This is a genomic window from Gordonia sp. GN26, assembly GCF_054823965.1.
This window is the reverse complement of the sequence record NZ_JSYC01000105.1, coordinates 21,546-37,028: the sequence shown is the minus strand read 5'-3', so window position 1 is coordinate 37,028 and position 15,483 is coordinate 21,546. Positions and strand designations below refer to the sequence as shown.

The window sequence follows — 15,483 nt, the reverse complement described above, 5'->3', positions numbered from 1 at the left end:
GACGAGGTGATGGAGTTCGTGGCGTCGAAGGTGGCCCCGCACAAGAAGGTTCGTGCGGTGGAGTTCATCGATGCGATCCCGAAGTCGGCGTCGGGCAAGATCCTGCGCAAGGACCTTCGCAAGTAGGTCCGGCGATGGGACGAGGGCCCGTCCGAGCTGCCGATTTGGTGCAGGCCGCACCCCGCGGATAGTGTTGCTCCTTGCAACGCGGGGTGGAGCAGCTCGGTAGCTCGCTGGGCTCATAACCCAGAGGTCGCAGGTTCAAATCCTGTCCCCGCTACCAGAAACGACCCCCACCAGGTGATCACCCGGTGGGGGTCGATTCATTTCGGTCCTACTTGAGCGGTCCTCAGCTCATCTGATGCGGCGGCACCTCGTCGTAGCTGATCGCATGGTCGCCGGCGCGCCTGTTCCACCAATAGGTCAGCGCCCACAGGAGTACGCCGATCAGCAACAGCCAGCCGGCGATCACATACTGCTCGGGATCGCGGCCGGTGACCGGCAGCGTGAGGTATCCGCACGTGACGGCACCGAGCACGGCGACCGGTGTCGAGGTGCGGAAGTGCTTGTGCTCCACCGTGTCCCGGCGGAGCACCAGCACCGATACGTTGACGACCGTGAACACCGCGAGCAGCAGCAGTGCAGTGGTGCCGCCGAGGAGTCCGACGATGGAGCTCTTCGGGTCGGAGCTCACGTAGGTGAGCAGCAACAGCGCGATGACCGTGGTGAAGATGACCGCCGCGAACGGGGTCCGGCGTCCCGGGTGCACGTACGACAGGAACTTGGGCAACACACCTCGTTTGGCCATGCCGTAGAGCAGACGACTCGCCATCATCATGTTGATCAGGGCCGTGTTGGCGACCGCGAACATCGAGATCCACGGCAGCAGATCCGACATCGGGAAGTTCGGTGCCGCGGCCTGGACGACGTCGACGAGCGGGGTCTCGCTCTCGGCGAGCACGCCGACGGGCACGATCGCCACCGCGCAGATCGCGATGAGGACGTAGATCGCGGCGGTGATACCCAGGCCGCTCAGCATGACCTTCGGGAAGATGCGGGTCGGCTCCTTGCACTCCTCGGCCATGTTCACCGAGTCCTCGAAGCCGACGAGCGCGAAGAAGGCCAACGAGGTCGCGGCCGTCACCGCGATGAAGACGTTCTTGTCGTCGGGACTCTCGAAGGCCACCACCGCATCCCAGTGCTCGGCGTTGCCGCCGACGATGAACCAGTAGCCGATGAACAGCACGAGCAGCAGACCGGTCAGCTCCACGAGGGTCAGGACGACGTTGGTGCCGACGCCCTCGGCGACGCCGCGGAAGTTGATGAACATGACGAGCAGCAGGAAACCGACGGCCACCGCGTACAGGGCGGGGTTCGTGGCGTCGGGGGACTCGCCGCGGAACGCGGTCAGCATGTTCACCGCGAACGCGCGGGAGGCCGTGGTCGCCGACGTGATGCCCGAGCACATAACCGTGAACAGCACGATGAAGGTGATGAAGTGGATGCCGAAGGCCTTGTGCACGTAGAGCGCTGCCCCGGCGGCCTGCGGGTACTTGGTCACCAGTTCGAGGTAGGAGAACGCGGTGAGCGTCGCAACGGCGAAGGCGATGAGGAACGGCAGCCACGCCGCGCCCCCGACCTCGCTCGCCACCTGGCCGGTCAGCGCGTAGACGCCGGTGCCGAGGATGTCGCCGATGATGAACAGGAGCAGCAGCTTCCAGCCCAGTACGCGTTTGAGCTCGGGCTGCTGTTCCGCATTCTTGCCGGTCTCGCCGGCGTTTGTGCTGGCTGTCATGCGACAACGCTAGACCTCGCCAGGTGCGGTCGCCGCGCGAATCGCGACGCCGGACACCAAACGGGCGGGCGGCGGGAAGAGGGCGCCGCGCGTCTGTGCGAAACTATCGCCCATGAGCAACGGCACCTTGATCCTGATGCGTCACGGCGAGAGCGAATGGAATGCGTCCAACCAGTTCACCGGATGGGTGGACGTGGCGCTCACGGACAAGGGCAAGGCCGAGGCCGTGCGGGCCGGTGAACTGCTCGTCGAGCACGATCTGCTGCCCGACGTCCTGTACACCTCGCTCCTGCGCCGTGCGATCTCGACGGCGCAGATCGCTCTCGACACCGCCGACCGCCACTGGATCCCGGTGGTCCGCGACTGGCGTCTCAACGAGCGTCACTACGGTGCGCTCCAGGGCCTCAACAAGGCCGATACCCTGGAGAAGTACGGCCAGGAGCAGTTCATGCTGTGGCGTCGCAGCTACGACACCCCGCCGCCGGCCATCGAGCCCGACGCCGAGTACAGCCAGGTCGGCGACCCGCGGTACGCCGACCTCGACGAGGTCCCGCTGACCGAGTGCCTCAAGGACGTCGTGGCGCGGATGATCCCGTACTTCACCGAGACGATCGCCGCCGACATCAAGGCGGGCAAGACCGTCCTCGTGGCCGCACACGGCAATTCGCTTCGTGCGCTCGTCAAGCACCTCGACGGCATCTCCGACGAGGACATCGCCGGTCTGAACATCCCCACCGGCAACCCGCTGCGCTACGACCTCGACGAGAACCTCAAGCCCCTGAACCCGGGCGGCACCTACCTCGATCCCGAGGCGGCTGCGGCCGGCGCGGCCGCGGTGGCGGCCCAGGGCCAGAAGTAGCCTTCGGACCCGCCTCGACACGCGCGCTCGCCACCCGGAAACGCCGGGTGGCGAGCGCGTAACATAATCGTCATAGCTTCTTCGGTGTGACGCGCGCTACATTAGACGCTATGGCGGATGTGGGCACCCTTCGGATCGATCATTCACCTGCTCAGGAACGGTACGAGGCGATTCTCGCCTCCGATTCCTTCGGCGAGGACGAGGTGGTCGGGTACCTCGACTATGTCTCCGAGCCGTATCAGGTCGTGCTCACCCACACGGTGGTCCGTGAGCAGTACAGCGGGCATGGCTATGCGGGACAACTGGTTCGGTTCGTCCTGGAGGACATCCGCGCGAGTGGTAAGCAGGTCGTGCCGGTCTGCTCGTACGTACAGCGTTTCATCGAGCGCCATCCGGAGTTCGCCGACATGGCGGTGCCGGTCCCTCAGTGATCCGCGCCGCCGGCGTGAGCTCCATCCGCCGACGGTCGTGTCCGGCTCTCGCCGGATCTTCGGCGAACGGCACGTGAACAGCTGCCGAACAGCTGCGACATCTGTGCAGCTGTCGTTGGTTCCGCCGTAAGCTGGGCCCGTGGCCGCCGCAATCTCAGCCGCGACGATCGCGTTCGTGCTCGCGCTCATCCTCGGAGTCATGCTGGGGCGTCGTCTCGGCGCCTCCGGGTGGCCCCGGCACTTCGCGCTCGGCTCCTGGTTCGGCCGCGAACGCACGTTCACACGATCCGACGCCGCCCTGCCCGTTCCGGCCACCGATCGCGCGCAGGTCCCGAGGGCGGTGCCCGCCTCGGCGGAGATCCGGGATTCCGATGTCACGTCGACGACCGCCGACGGCCGGATGACCAAGGCCGGCCTGTTGAGCATGGTCGTCCGCAACTCGATGACCGCCGTCGCCGTGGTCGACGAGTTCCGCGACGTCGTGATGTTCAACCATCGGGCCGTCGAGCTGGGCATCGTCCGCGAGATGCTGCTCGCCGACCCCGTCTGGGATGCGGTGAAGGACGTCCTCGACACCGACGTCGAGCAGCATTTCGAGTTCAGTCCGCCCACCTCGACCCTCGGCTTCGTCTCCACCGGCCGCACCCCGCGGCCCACCGTCGAACATGTGCGCTGCCTGGCCAAGGTGGTGGCGCAGGACGATGAGCGGTACGCCGTCGTCTACGGCCTCGACGACACCGAACACAAGCGCCTCGAGGCCACCCGCCGCGACTTCGTGGCGAACGTGTCGCATGAACTCAAGACGCCGGTCGGCGCGATCGGCCTGCTCGCCGAGGCCCTCCTGGAATCCGCCGACGACATCGAGTCGGTCCAGCACTTCGGCCAGCGGGTGGTGGGGGAGACCCAACGGATGGGCAGGCTGGTGAGCGAGCTGCTCGCGCTGTCGCGCCTGCAGGACGGCGACACCCCCGAGTTCACCCGGATCGACGTCGACGAGCTGGTCGACGACGCTCTCGCCGCGGCGACGCTGACGGCCGAGGCGGCGTCCATCGAGCTACGGTCCGACGAACCGCTCGGCGCGACGATCTCTGGCGACCGTGTGCTGCTCATGACGGCCCTGAGCAATTTGATCTCCAACGCCATCGCCTACTCGCCGTCGAACACGGTCGTCTCGCTCAGCCGCCGCATCATCAAGATCGACGGCCGTCCGATGGTGGCGATCGCCGTCACCGACCGCGGCATCGGCATCGCCCGCGCCGACCAGCAGCGTGTCTTCGAACGCTTCTTCCGCGTCGACCAGGCGAGGTCGCGGATGACCGGTGGTACCGGTCTTGGCCTGGCGATCGTCAAACACGTGGCCGCCAATCACGGCGGCACGATCAACCTGTGGAGCGAACCGGGCACCGGCTCCACGTTCACGCTGTGCATCCCCGAGGACCTGTCCGACGTGGGCTGGTCCGCTGACGACAAGGAATCGAAGAGTTGACCCACGTGCTGATCGTCGAGGACGAGGAATCGCTGGCCGATCCGCTGGCCTTCCTGTTGCGCAAGGAGGGGTTCGAGGCCAGCATCGTCAACGACGGTGCCCAGGCGTTGCCCGCCTTCGACCGCGTGAGCCCCGACATCGTCCTCCTCGACCTGATGCTCCCCGGGATGTCGGGGACGGAGATCTGCAAGGCCCTGCGTGCCCGGTCGAACGTGCCGGTGATCATGGTGACGGCCCGGGACGCCGAGATCGACAAGGTCGTCGGACTGGAACTCGGCGCCGACGACTACGTGACCAAGCCGTACTCGGCGCGCGAGCTCATCGCCCGAATCCGGGCGGTCCTGCGTCGCGGGGCGGACGCCGCCGAGGACGACCTCGATCTCGGTGTCCTCGAGGCGGGTCCGGTCCGGATGGACGTGGAGCGACACACCGTGTCGGTCGACGGCCAGTCGATCACGTTGCCGCTCAAGGAGTTCGACCTTCTCGAATACCTCTTGCGCAATGCCGGCCGCGTGCTCACCCGCGGGCAGCTGATCGACCGGGTCTGGGGAGCGGACTATGTCGGCGACACCAAGACCCTCGACGTGCACGTCAAACGCCTGCGCTCCAAGATCGAGCCCGATCCGGGCACCCCGAAGCACCTCATCACCGTCCGTGGCCTCGGGTACAAACTCGAGGCCTGAAACGGGTGCGCGGTCTCCCGCGCACCCGGGGTCACTCCGGCGGCTGCAGCTCGTATTTGACGTCGGTCTCGCGACGGGCGGTCGCGGCTGTGGTCGCCGGGTGAACGGCGATGAGCCCCAACCCCTTACGACGCCGGCAGGCGGCGGCGAGGGCCTCGTAGGCCGGGGCGCCGAGCAGCTCGGTCAGCTCGGGTGCGTAGGACTCCCACACCTGCTTGGCGCCGACGTGCGCGTCGGGTGATCCCGAGCAGTACCACTTGAGATCGTGGCCGCCCTCGCCCCAACCGCGGCGGTCGAACTCGGTGATCGTCGTCTGCAGGACCTCGGTGCCGTCGGGACGTTCCACCCAGTCCTGCTCACGGCGAACCGGCAACTGCCAGCACACGTCGGGCTTGACGGTCAGCGGTTCGAGTCCCTTGCGCAGGGCCATCGAGTGCAGCGCGCATCCGACGCCGCCCTCGAAGCCCGGCCGGTTGAGAAAGATGCACGCGCCCTTGTGAAGCCGCGTCTTGAGCGCCGGCTCGTCGTCGAGGTCGCTCTCTTCGAGGTACCCCCTGGGGCCGACCGGGTTCTTGCCCGACCCCTTCTTGTAGAACTGCCAGTCCTCCGGGGTGAGCATCGAGACGCCGTGGGCGAGACGCTCCCGATCGTCGGAGTCGGACAGGTAGGCGCCATGACTGCAGCAACCGTCGGTCTCGCGTCCGGGCAGGATGCCCTGGCAGGCCGGGGTGCCGAAGACGCAGGTCCAGTGCGACAGCAGCCAGGTGAGGTCGGCTTTGATGAAGTGTTCGGGATCGGCCGGATCGACGAATTCGTACCATTCACGCGGAAAGTCGAGTTCGACCTCCGGGGCGGGCGTGATTCGTGGCGCGGACGGCGAGAGTGCGGTCACGACTACAACGGTAGCCGGGATCATGCCGACACGGCGGCTGCACTACCGTTGACCCGTGCGCTTAGGAGTTCTGGACGTGGGCAGCAACACTGTCCACCTCCTGGTGGTCGATGCCCATCGCGGCGGCCACCCGACGCCCATGAGTTCGACCAAGGCCGTTCTGCGGTTGGCCGAACAGATCGACGCCGATGGGCGGATGAGCGACAAGGCGGTGTCGAAGTTGATCGACTCCGTCACGGAGTTCACCCACATCGCCGGCACCTCCGGTTGCGAGCAGATGATGGCCTTCGCGACGTCGGCCGTCCGCGACGCCACCAATTCCGATGACCTGCTCGACGAGGTCGAGTTGCGCACCGGGGTGCGCATCGCGGTCCTCTCCGGCCGCGACGAGGCACGTCTGACCTCCCTCGCCGTCCGCCGCTGGCGCGGATGGAGCGCGGGCCGCATCCTCGCCCTCGACATCGGCGGCGGTTCGCTGGAGATGTCCAACGGCGTCGACGAAGAACCCGACGTCGCACTGTCGTTGCCGCTCGGCGCCGGACGACTCACCCGCGAGTGGCTGCCCGACGACCCACCGGACCGGCGTCGGATCGGTGTTCTGCGGGACTGGCTCGACGCGGAGCTGCGCGCCCCCGCCAAGGAGCTCCTCGCGCCCGGCGCACCCGACCTCTGTGTCGGCACCTCGAAGACGTTCCGCAGCCTCGCCCGCCTCACCGGCGCGGCGCCGTCGAGCGCGGGACCCCGCGTCCGGCGCGAACTGACGACGAGCGGCCTCCGCCAGCTCATCTCCTTCATCTCCCGCATGACCCGCGCCGACCGCGCCGAACTGGAGGGCGTCAGCGCCGATCGTGCCGGTCAGCTGGTCGCCGGAGCGCTCGTGGCGGAGGCGGCTATGCGGGCCCTCCGAGTCGATACACTGGAGATCTGTCCGTGGGCTCTGCGGGAGGGTGTGATCTTGCGTCGACTCGACGCGGAACCAGCCGACTCGTTCGAGCCCTCACAGACGACTGGCGCCCGGGGCGGCGTCGGCTGATCCGGTCTCCCGACGCCCACGGGCGCGCGGGATGGGGGAGACGGTCGACGGTGCGTCCACGAGCGCCGGGAAGTACCCAGGCGGATGCGCTCGACCGGCATCCGGTGACGTTCGAGGACGGAGAGCCACTTCATGTCGAAGGATTCGGAGCCCGAATCTCGACCCATCTCGGTATCGGAACTACTCGCGCGGTCGCAGGCCGCCGGCGGCACCACGCCCACGCGGCGTGACGGTCGCGGCCGTCGACGCGCGGGTCGGGACGGCTCGGTCTCGGTCTCGGACCTGACCGGCGAGATCCCGAAGATCACCGACGCGCCTGCAGCACAGACCGACGACAAGCCGGCTCCCGTGGACGAGAAGCCCGCGAACGAGAAGGCGGCCGCGCCGGCCGAACCCGCCGCGGTGGAGACACCGGAGGTCGAGACGCCCCGGGACGAGGTCGACGAGGTCGACCAACCGGAGACGGAAGCTCCCGAGGCGGCATCGGCACCGGAACCCTCGACGCCCGGACCAGCGACCGAACCGTCGGTGCCGGAACCCGCCGAGACTCCTGAACCCGAGACCTCGGGCCCGGAGTCGGCCGCACCCCGCGCCTGGGGTCCGGCGGGCTGGTCGGGCACCGAGAGCCCCGACGGTCCGTTCCCGCGGTCGGGCAACCCCGTCGCGCGCCGCGCCGCCGACGACCGCCCGGTCGCCGACCGCTCCCGTCCGGACCGGCCGTTCTCGACGTCGGGCCGCAACGCCAGCGGTATGCCCGGTTACGGCGAGGCACCGCCGGCCACCCGTGACTTCAGCTCGGATTCCGTCGCCCGGCGCATGAGTCCGCCCCGCGACTCGGCGCCGGTCGATGAGGAGTCGGCGAACGCGGTCACCGGCATCATCCCGCTCGTGGAGGGTTCCGATGAGGGCCTCGTCGTCGTCGAATCCGACGACGTGGTGACCTACGACCTCACCGAGGTCGACTCCGGTTCAGATCCGCGCGAGCGGGCCGATGGCGGGTTCTCCGACGTCATGGACTTCGACGCCTATCGCAACTTCGCCGACGTGGAGGGTGACGCCGACACCGGCGCACAGCCGTCGGTCGGGACGAGCGGACCCAGGAAGGGCGCCAAGGCGCTGGGTGGGCTCGCACGCAAGCTGTTCAGCCGGAAATCGGCGGGCGCTGCCGCGGGAACCGCTGCCACGGCCGCCGCAGCGAAGTCGGGCAAGGACGCCGCCCCGGCCGGTGGCCGCGCACGAGCCGCCGCGGCGCGGGCACGCGATGACGACGAGAACCCGACCGAGATCATCGCGCCGGTCGCGACCCCGGAGGACGACGCCGCTCCCGAGGAGTCGGCGGCGGTGGACACCCGCGGCGACGACACCCGGCCCGCGGAGACCGCCGAGACCGTGGACTGGCAGGCGTCGGCCCAGTGGTACGACACCGAGGCGTGGTCGGCGCCGGTCGTCGACGAGGAGGACGACCAGCCGAGCGAGTCGGACGAGTCCACCGCCGCATCCGAGCCCGTCGACCTGGTCAAGCCCGAGGCTGCCCGTCTCGCGGAGACCGCAGACCTCGACGAGACCCCCGGTGATGACACCGAAGGGCCGTCGGAAGCCGCCGCTCCCAGTTCGGCGTCCGAGGGCGAGCCGGCCGCGAAGCCCGTGGCCACCGTCGACGAGACCGACGAGGGCCGGCCCGCCGAGGGCGAGGCCGAGGAGAGGTCACCGGCCGCTGCTTGGCTGCTGATCTTCGGTCAGGCGGTCGTGGGCCTGGTCGTCGGCATCGGTCTGTTCTGGGGCTTCACCGAGCTGTGGCGCTGGAACCCGTACTTCGCGCTGGTCCTCGCGGTCCTGGTGATCTTCGGGATCGTCACGCTGTCGCACGTGGTGCGGCGCACCAAGGACCTGACCACGACGCTGCTCGCGTTGGGCGTCGGCTTGCTGGTGACCATCGGTCCACTGGTGTTGCTGGCCACGTGACGCCGCCCGAGCCACCTCCGCTCTCCAGACCGGAGATACCCATCGGCCTGTCGACCGCCTCGGTCTACCCGCAGAACACCGAGGCGGCCTTCGCCTATGCCGCAGACCTCGGCTACGACGGTGTCGAGCTGATGGTCTGGGGCGACCCGGTCAGCCAGGACATCCGTCGCGTGAGTTATCTGTCGGATCACTATCAGGTTCCGGTGCTGTCGATCCACGCCCCGTGCCTGCTGATCACCCAGCGGGTGTGGGGTCGCGACCCGGTTGTGAAACTCGCCCGCTCGGTGCAGGCGGCCGAGGACCTCGGCGCGTCGACCGTCGTGGTGCACCCGCCGTTCCGCTGGCAGCGTGGCTACGTCTCGGCCTTCGACGACCTCGTCGGCGAACTCGAGGACGACAGCGGCGTGGCCGTCGCCGTGGAGAACATGTTCCCTATGCGGGCCGACCGCTTCTTCGGGTCGCGCGAGCCCTCCGTTCGCCGGCTCCAGAAGCGCGGCGGTGGGCCCGGTCTGGCCGCGTCGGCGTTCGGCAAGTCGATCGATCCCACCGACGACGGTTACTCGAACTACACGCTCGACCTGTCGCATACCGCGACGGCCGGTGTCGACGCCCTCGACCTGCTCGATCGCATGGGATCCAACCTCAACCACCTGCATCTCGCCGACGGTCACGGCGCGGCCACCGACGAACACCTCATCCCCGGCGATGGCGGTCAGCCGTGCGCCGAGGTGTGCCGCCGGATCGCCGAGAGCGACTTCGCCGGCGCGGTGGTGCTCGAGGTCACCACGGGCAGTGCCCGCACCAAGCCCGAACGCAGTGCGCTGCTCGCCCGTTCGCTAGATTTTGCGCGGCAGCATCTCAAACGGGAGCTGCACCCCGAGAGCGCCGGCCGGCTCGACATCTGACGCCGGAGATCGTCGCGTCGCGGTCACCCGCCGACGTCGGGGTCGGTACGACGAAAGCGGGACGATGACCAGCAAGATCACCGAGGTACTGGCGTTGACCGAGGTGGACCGCGGTGGTCCCGACTCCATCACCTTGCGCGCTCACATCGACGACACCTTCACCATCGGACCCAAGGTGCACGGCGGAAGCCTGCAGATGGTCGTGGCGAAGGCGGCGCGCACCGCATTGAGCACCCTCACACCGTCCGACGATCCGAAACTCGCCGACGCGGCCGCCGCGATGATCCCGGTTGCCGTCGCCAGTGACTACCTGACCGCACCCGACGCCGCCGACGTCGACCTCGCCATCTCCGTGCGCAAACGCGGCCGGACCGTGACGGTCCTCCAGGTGGACGCGGTGCAGCAGGGACGCACGGTCGTGTCGTCGTCGGTGACGATGGCCCGCCCCGACTCCGGCACCCCGCACCACTCCGGACCCAACGTGCTCGACGGCACGCCCGCCGAACCGCCGTCGACCGGCATCTCGCTGGACGGTTCGCCGATCGCCGAGATCAACCACCTCGGCGCGGCGGTCGACCTCGTCCTCGACGCCGAGACGTTCCCGATGGTCCGCGGCGAGACCGGTGAGCCGCTCGTGCGCGGGTGGATTCGTCCGAAGGGTCTCGATCCCGACGAGTACTTCGCGGTCCTGGTGTGCGACATCTCGCCGCCGGTGGTCTTCAACCTCGCGATGTTCGGCTGGGCGCCGACCGTTCAGCTGACCACCTACGTGCGCCGGCATCCCGCGCCGGGCTGGCTGCGGTTCGCCGCGACGAGTACCGAGGTCGGGCCCGGAATGTTCGAAGAGGATCATCTCGTGGTGGACTCGACCGGGACAGTTGTCGCCCAGTCCCGTCAATTGGCACTCATTCCCGCAGGAAGGTAGACATTCGTGACCGAACGCATCGCCATCATCGGTGGAGGCAAGATCGGGGAGGCGCTCCTGGCCGGCCTGATCGGCGCCGGAACCCCGACGAAGGATCTCGTCGTCGCGGAGAAGCTCGAATCCCGCGCGTCCGAGATCGCCGACGAGTACGGGGTCCTGGTGACCGACGTGAAGACGGCCGCCGAATCCGCGCAGTACGTCTTCCTGGCCGTCAAGCCCGACGCCGTCGACTCGGTGCTGCGGGAACTGGCCTCGGCCGAGGACAACGCGGAGACCGAGCGCGTGACCGTGACCCTCGTCGCCGGCATCCCGCTGGCCCGCTACGAGAGTGCGCTGCAGGCCGGTTCGCCGGTCATCCGCGTCATGCCGAACACGCCGATGCTCGTCAACGAGGCGATGTCCGCGGTGTCGGCCGGCCGCTACGTCGGTGACGAGCAGCTCAGCGCCGTCGTCAACATCCTCAAGACCGTCGGCCGGGTGGCCGTGGTTCCCGAGAAGCAGATGGACGCGGTCACCGCCGTGTCCGGGTCCGGTCCCGCCTATGTGTTCCTGCTCGCCGAGGCGATGATCGACGCCGGCGTCGGCCTGGGTCTCACCCGCGCGCAGGCGTCGGAGATGGCGATCCAGACCATCCGCGGCGCCGGGGTCCTGCTCAGCGATTCTGGCATGTCCCCGGTCGACCTGCGGGCGGCTGTGACCTCTCCGGGCGGCACCACCGCGGAGGCGATCCGCGAATTCGAGGCGAACGGCCTCCGGCACGCCGTCTACCAGGCCACTCGCGCCTGTGCGGCCGCCAGTGCCCGCGGCGGACGTCGAGTGGAAGTCGAGGGTTTGACGGCGGGACACGCGGTGACAGAGACCCCATGACTTGTGGTCGATAAGCGGCTAAACCCCAGCATGTTGGGGTCGAGTCACAGAAATCCCAGAAATCACGGTCCCTCACGTCGCTTTTTTCACATCTGCCACGCTAAGCTGCTTTAAGCACGTGCGTGTCTGATGTCCGCAGGAGGGGAAGCCTGCGGCCGCGACGCGTGCACCGGAGGTTGAGTGATCAATGGCACCTGCAGACACTCCTGGTGACAGGACGGCTTCGGTGAGCAATGCGACCTCTGCGTCGCAGTTCCTCACCGTCGCCGAGGTTGCGTCGCTGATGCGCGTTTCGAAGATGACCGTCTACCGTCTCGTCCACAACGGCGAACTGCCCGCAGTTCGGGTCGGACGCTCGTTCCGTGTGCACGCGAAGGCGGTGCACGACTACCTGGAGACGTCGTACTTCGACGCCGGCTAGGTTCGGTCTCGGCTGACGCGCCGATCAGCAAGTTCTACCCAGCACTCCCGAGGGTGGCCGTACGGCCACTCCGGGAGTGTTGTGTCTGACGGGTGTGTCCCACCCGGGCCGGCGGGCCGTCCTGGTGGTCGTTTCGGCCACCGCGATTTCCTGATCCGACACACCGCCCGGTAGGCTCAGTGGTCGCGTACCTGGATGTACCGGTGAGCTCCTCGAGCCGGGTAGTCGACGCCAGTCGACGACCACTGACGAAGCCGATCGAGTGCAGGCCAGGGTCGGTCAAGTACATCAGTGTCAATCGTGAGGAAGCGCCCCCATGGGTTCAGTGATCAAGAAGCGCCGCAAGCGCATGTCGAAGAAGAAGCACCGCAAGCTGCTGCGTCGAACCCGGGTGCAGCGCCGCAAACTCGGCAAATAAGCACTCATGGCACCAGGACCCGCCTCGGCGGGTCCTTTTGCTGTTACGGACCCGCTTCGGCGGGTCCTGTTGCTGTTTGAAGGGCGCCGGCCGTGTCGGGTTTGTCCGGGCCCCTGAGGTCCTTTGTCACACGAATGATCCGGTTCCGAGGCCGATCGTCACCGATCTCTCCGATCCGGGCCCCTCGACGGGCTGAAACGGGTCGATGACGTTAGCCTCGACGCCATGGCCGAATCCTCCGCAGTGTTGCCTCGGGTCGTCCTGGTGACGGGGGCGTCGACTTTTCTCGGCGGGTACCTGGTCGCACGGCTCGCGGCCAATCCGCAGATCGAACGTGTGCTGGCAGTGGACTCCCGGGTGCCGCGCAAGGACCTACTGCGCCGGATGGGACGAGCGGAGTTCCTGCGTCTGGACATCCGGCGTCCCACCATCGCGAAGGCGCTGGCGTCGTACGAGGTCGACACGGTGGTGCACGCCGCAACGTCGATCGCCGACACCGCCCCGCACTCGGCGGCCATCAAGGAGTTCAACGTCGTCGGCGCCATGCAGGTCTGCGCGGCCTGCCAGCGGACGCCGTCGGTGAAGCGACTGGTTCTGCGTTCGACCGCGATGGTCTACGGCTCCAGCGCGCACGACCCGTCGCACTTCTCCGAGGAGACCCGCGCACGGCGTGAGCCCAAGCGGGGTTACGGCCGCGACCTCCTCGACGTAGAGGGCTATGTACGGGGTCTCGGGCGTCGCCGCCAGGACATCGACATCACGATCGTGCGCCCTCAGGCGATGCTCGGACCGCGGATCACCACGCGCATGGGTTCGTACCTCTCGGCGCCGGTGGTCCCGACCGTCATCGGTTACCAGCCGCGCCTGCAGTTCCTGCACGAGGAGGATGCGCTCGCGGCGATGGAGCACGTGACCCTCGCCGGCAAGCCCGGCACGTTCAACCTCTCCGGTGAGGGGGTGGTGACGCTGTCGCAGGCCATCCGGCGGGTCGGGCACGTCGAACTGCCGGTGCCGAGCGGTCTCCTCGCGCCGATCGCCGGGGTGTTCCAGGACCTGCGTTCGGCGAAGCTCCGCTCGTCACAGACCGAGTTCCTCACCTACGGCCGCGTGCTGGACACCACCAGGATGCGCACCGAGCTGGGTTTCGTGCCGCGGTACACGACCATGGAAACCCTCGACGACTTCGTGGAACGCAGCGGCGTGACACCGGTGATCGGGACCGACGTCTGGCGGGCGCTCGAACAGCGCGTCGTCTCTGCCGCACATCAACTCCAGTGAATTGTGAGATGAGGTTGGTGCGAGGAGTTGCGGACGAGGTGCGCAACGTCGGTGCAACCTCTAGACTTGGACGCCAGACCCACACCGCGCGCGGGGAAGCCACTCCATCGCGGGCGACGGGTGAGGACTTCGTGAACATGCCGACGATCACTCGGGGGAGATCGCGGTCGTTCTCGGGTTCGGCGTTTCATGTCATCGACGACGCAGCGTTGCGTCGATAGGTCCGGGGGAATGGCTTGTGACGGAACGATTGCCAGTAGTTCAGGCGCCCCCGGTTCAAACGGCGAGCGGGGGGTTCACCGACACACGGACGATCCACGGGACAGGAACAAGGGGTGAGCGCCTTGCCAGGTAGCGGAGCTACGGATGCACGTACCGCCAAGGTCATACAGCTCTACGCGTCACCGTCCGGTCCGGACGCCGCCGCTGATCGCCGCGGCGCACGCGATTCGGGACGTCGTCGACATCCGAGCCAGCAAGGCCCGGGACACCGACCGAATACCGGTGCGATGCACGATGATTCGATGCTCGGTCATCCCAACACCGATGGGTTCGGCCGTCCGCCCGCGAGGATCACCCCGATCAGCGACGAGATCGCACTGTCGGACGAGGCGCTCGGCATCGAGCACCGCGGCCCGTCGAAGTCGAGCCCGCTGTTCAGTCTCGGGGGCATCCGGAATGCCGTCGCCGACACCCTGACCTCCACCGCGGGCTTCATCCGCGAACGGATGGCGGGCGAGTACGAGGTCGACGAGTTCGGATTCGATCCCCATTTCACCGAATCGGTGTGGTTTCCGGCGCTCCGACAGGTCTACGAGAAGTGGTTCCGCGTCGAGGTCACCGGTATCGAGAACCTACCCCTCGAGGGTGGTGCGCTGCTCGTCGCCAACCACGCCGGCACCATCCCGGTCGACGCGATCATCACCTCGCTGGCCGTCCGCGACAACCACCCCGACCACCGGTACCTGCGTGTCCTCGCCGCCGACATGGCCTTCGACTCGCCGGGCATCAGCGAGGTAGCGCGACGTATCGGTGCGACGCTCGCCTGCAACAGCGACGCCGACCGACTCCTGCGCAACGGCGAGCTCACCGCCGTGTGGCCGGAGGGGTTCAAGGGCATCGGCAAGCTGTACAAGGACCGCTACAAGCTGCAGCGGTTCGGCCGGGGCGGCTTCGTGACGACCGCGCTGCGCAACGCGGCGCCGATCATCCCGGTGTCGATCGTGGGTTCGGAAGAGATCTACCCGATGCTCGCCGACCTCAAGCCGCTCGCGAAGGTGCTCGGCCTTCCGTACTTCCCGATCACGCCGTTGTTCCCGTGGCTCGGGCCGCTGGGCATGGTGCCGTTGCCGTCCAAGTGGCACATCCACTTCGGCCGCCCGATCGAGACCGGTTCCTACGACGAGTCGTCGGCCGACGACCCGATGGTGGTCTTCGACCTCACCGACCATGTCCGCGAAGAGATTCAGCAGACGCTGTTCCGGATGCTGAGCCGTCGCGGGAGTGTCTACTTCGGCTGACACCGACG

Annotated in this window: 16 protein-coding genes and 1 tRNA gene; 15 read left to right on the top strand and 2 right to left on the bottom strand. The window is 67.9% G+C overall.

The window, feature by feature from the left end; all coding sequences use genetic code 11:
* Both OK17_RS18575 and OK17_RS18570 read left to right on the top strand, forming a co-directional pair.
* Positions 1-126: AMP-binding enzyme (locus OK17_RS18575; RefSeq protein WP_461418349.1), on the top strand; the 126-nt coding region annotated here is incomplete at its 5' end.
* Between the two features lie 80 nt (positions 127-206).
* A tRNA-Met gene (locus OK17_RS18570) sits at positions 207-283 on the top strand.
* Positions 284-349: 66 nt separating this feature from the next.
* On the opposite strand, the gene OK17_RS18565 is transcribed toward OK17_RS18570, so the two are convergent.
* Positions 350-1,795 carry an APC family permease gene (locus tag OK17_RS18565; protein ID WP_461418348.1) on the bottom strand — a complete coding sequence of 482 codons (1,446 nt, stop codon included), beginning with the start codon at positions 1,793-1,795 and terminating at the stop codon, positions 350-352.
* Between the two features lie 112 nt (positions 1,796-1,907).
* Between OK17_RS18565 and OK17_RS18560 the strand changes: the two genes are divergently transcribed.
* The 4 genes from OK17_RS18560 to OK17_RS18545 all read left to right on the top strand — a co-directional run bounded on the left by OK17_RS18560 (position 1,908) and on the right by OK17_RS18545 (position 5,254).
* Positions 1,908-2,654 carry a phosphoglyceromutase gene (locus tag OK17_RS18560; RefSeq protein ID WP_005194247.1) on the top strand — a complete coding sequence of 249 codons (747 nt, stop codon included), beginning with the start codon at positions 1,908-1,910 and terminating at the stop codon, positions 2,652-2,654.
* 110 nt (positions 2,655-2,764) lie between these two features.
* Positions 2,765-3,085, top strand: coding sequence for a GNAT family N-acetyltransferase (locus OK17_RS18555; protein ID WP_005194246.1), 321 nt, complete (start codon positions 2,765-2,767; stop codon positions 3,083-3,085).
* 139 nt (positions 3,086-3,224) lie between these two features.
* Positions 3,225-4,571, top strand: coding sequence for a sensor histidine kinase (locus OK17_RS18550; protein WP_461418347.1), 1,347 nt, complete (start codon positions 3,225-3,227; stop codon positions 4,569-4,571).
* On the top strand, positions 4,568-5,254 hold the full coding sequence (locus OK17_RS18545) for a response regulator transcription factor (protein WP_005194244.1): 687 nt from the start codon (positions 4,568-4,570) through the stop codon (positions 5,252-5,254). Before OK17_RS18550 ends, OK17_RS18545 begins: the two co-directional genes overlap by 4 nt.
* A 31-nt stretch (positions 5,255-5,285) precedes the next feature.
* Here the strand turns inward: OK17_RS18545 and OK17_RS18540 are convergent, their stop codons facing one another.
* Positions 5,286-6,146 (bottom strand): hypothetical protein, encoded by an 861-nt coding sequence (locus OK17_RS18540; RefSeq protein WP_154884276.1) that lies wholly within the window; start codon positions 6,144-6,146, stop codon positions 5,286-5,288.
* A 55-nt stretch (positions 6,147-6,201) separates the two neighbouring features.
* Between OK17_RS18540 and OK17_RS18535 the strand changes: the two genes are divergently transcribed.
* From OK17_RS18535 to OK17_RS18495, 9 genes are all read left to right on the top strand, one after another.
* A complete protein-coding gene (locus OK17_RS18535; RefSeq protein WP_461418346.1) occupies positions 6,202-7,179 on the top strand; it encodes a Ppx/GppA family phosphatase in 978 nt (325 codons plus the stop codon).
* 132 nt (positions 7,180-7,311) lie between these two features.
* Positions 7,312-9,141, top strand: a complete 1,830-nt coding sequence (locus tag OK17_RS18530; RefSeq protein ID WP_461418345.1) for a GtrA domain-containing protein — start codon at positions 7,312-7,314, stop codon at positions 9,139-9,141.
* Positions 9,138-10,046: a sugar phosphate isomerase/epimerase family protein gene (locus OK17_RS18525; protein WP_461418344.1), complete on the top strand. Its 909-nt coding sequence runs from the start codon at positions 9,138-9,140 to the stop codon at positions 10,044-10,046. The genes OK17_RS18530 and OK17_RS18525 overlap by 4 nt, the downstream gene beginning before the upstream one ends.
* A 64-nt stretch (positions 10,047-10,110) precedes the next feature.
* A complete protein-coding gene (locus OK17_RS18520) occupies positions 10,111-10,971 on the top strand; it encodes a thioesterase family protein (protein ID WP_461418343.1) in 861 nt (286 codons plus the stop codon).
* A gap of 6 nt (positions 10,972-10,977) precedes the next feature.
* A complete protein-coding gene (gene proC / locus OK17_RS18515) occupies positions 10,978-11,838 on the top strand; it encodes a pyrroline-5-carboxylate reductase (protein ID WP_232718489.1) in 861 nt (286 codons plus the stop codon).
* 187 nt (positions 11,839-12,025) lie between these two features.
* Positions 12,026-12,259 (top strand): helix-turn-helix domain-containing protein, encoded by a 234-nt coding sequence (locus OK17_RS18510; RefSeq protein WP_074851213.1) that lies wholly within the window; start codon positions 12,026-12,028, stop codon positions 12,257-12,259.
* A 316-nt stretch (positions 12,260-12,575) separates the two neighbouring features.
* On the top strand, positions 12,576-12,677 hold the full coding sequence (locus tag OK17_RS18505) for a 30S ribosomal protein bS22 (protein ID WP_003402602.1): 102 nt from the start codon (positions 12,576-12,578) through the stop codon (positions 12,675-12,677).
* A gap of 225 nt (positions 12,678-12,902) precedes the next feature.
* Positions 12,903-13,955 carry an NAD-dependent epimerase/dehydratase family protein gene (locus tag OK17_RS18500; RefSeq protein ID WP_006865301.1) on the top strand — a complete coding sequence of 351 codons (1,053 nt, stop codon included), beginning with the start codon at positions 12,903-12,905 and terminating at the stop codon, positions 13,953-13,955.
* 524 nt (positions 13,956-14,479) lie between these two features.
* The gene (locus OK17_RS18495; protein ID WP_143933164.1) at positions 14,480-15,475 is read left to right on the top strand and encodes a lysophospholipid acyltransferase family protein; all 996 of its coding nucleotides are present in this window, start codon (positions 14,480-14,482) and stop codon (positions 15,473-15,475) included.
* Positions 15,476-15,483 lie beyond the last annotated feature (8 nt).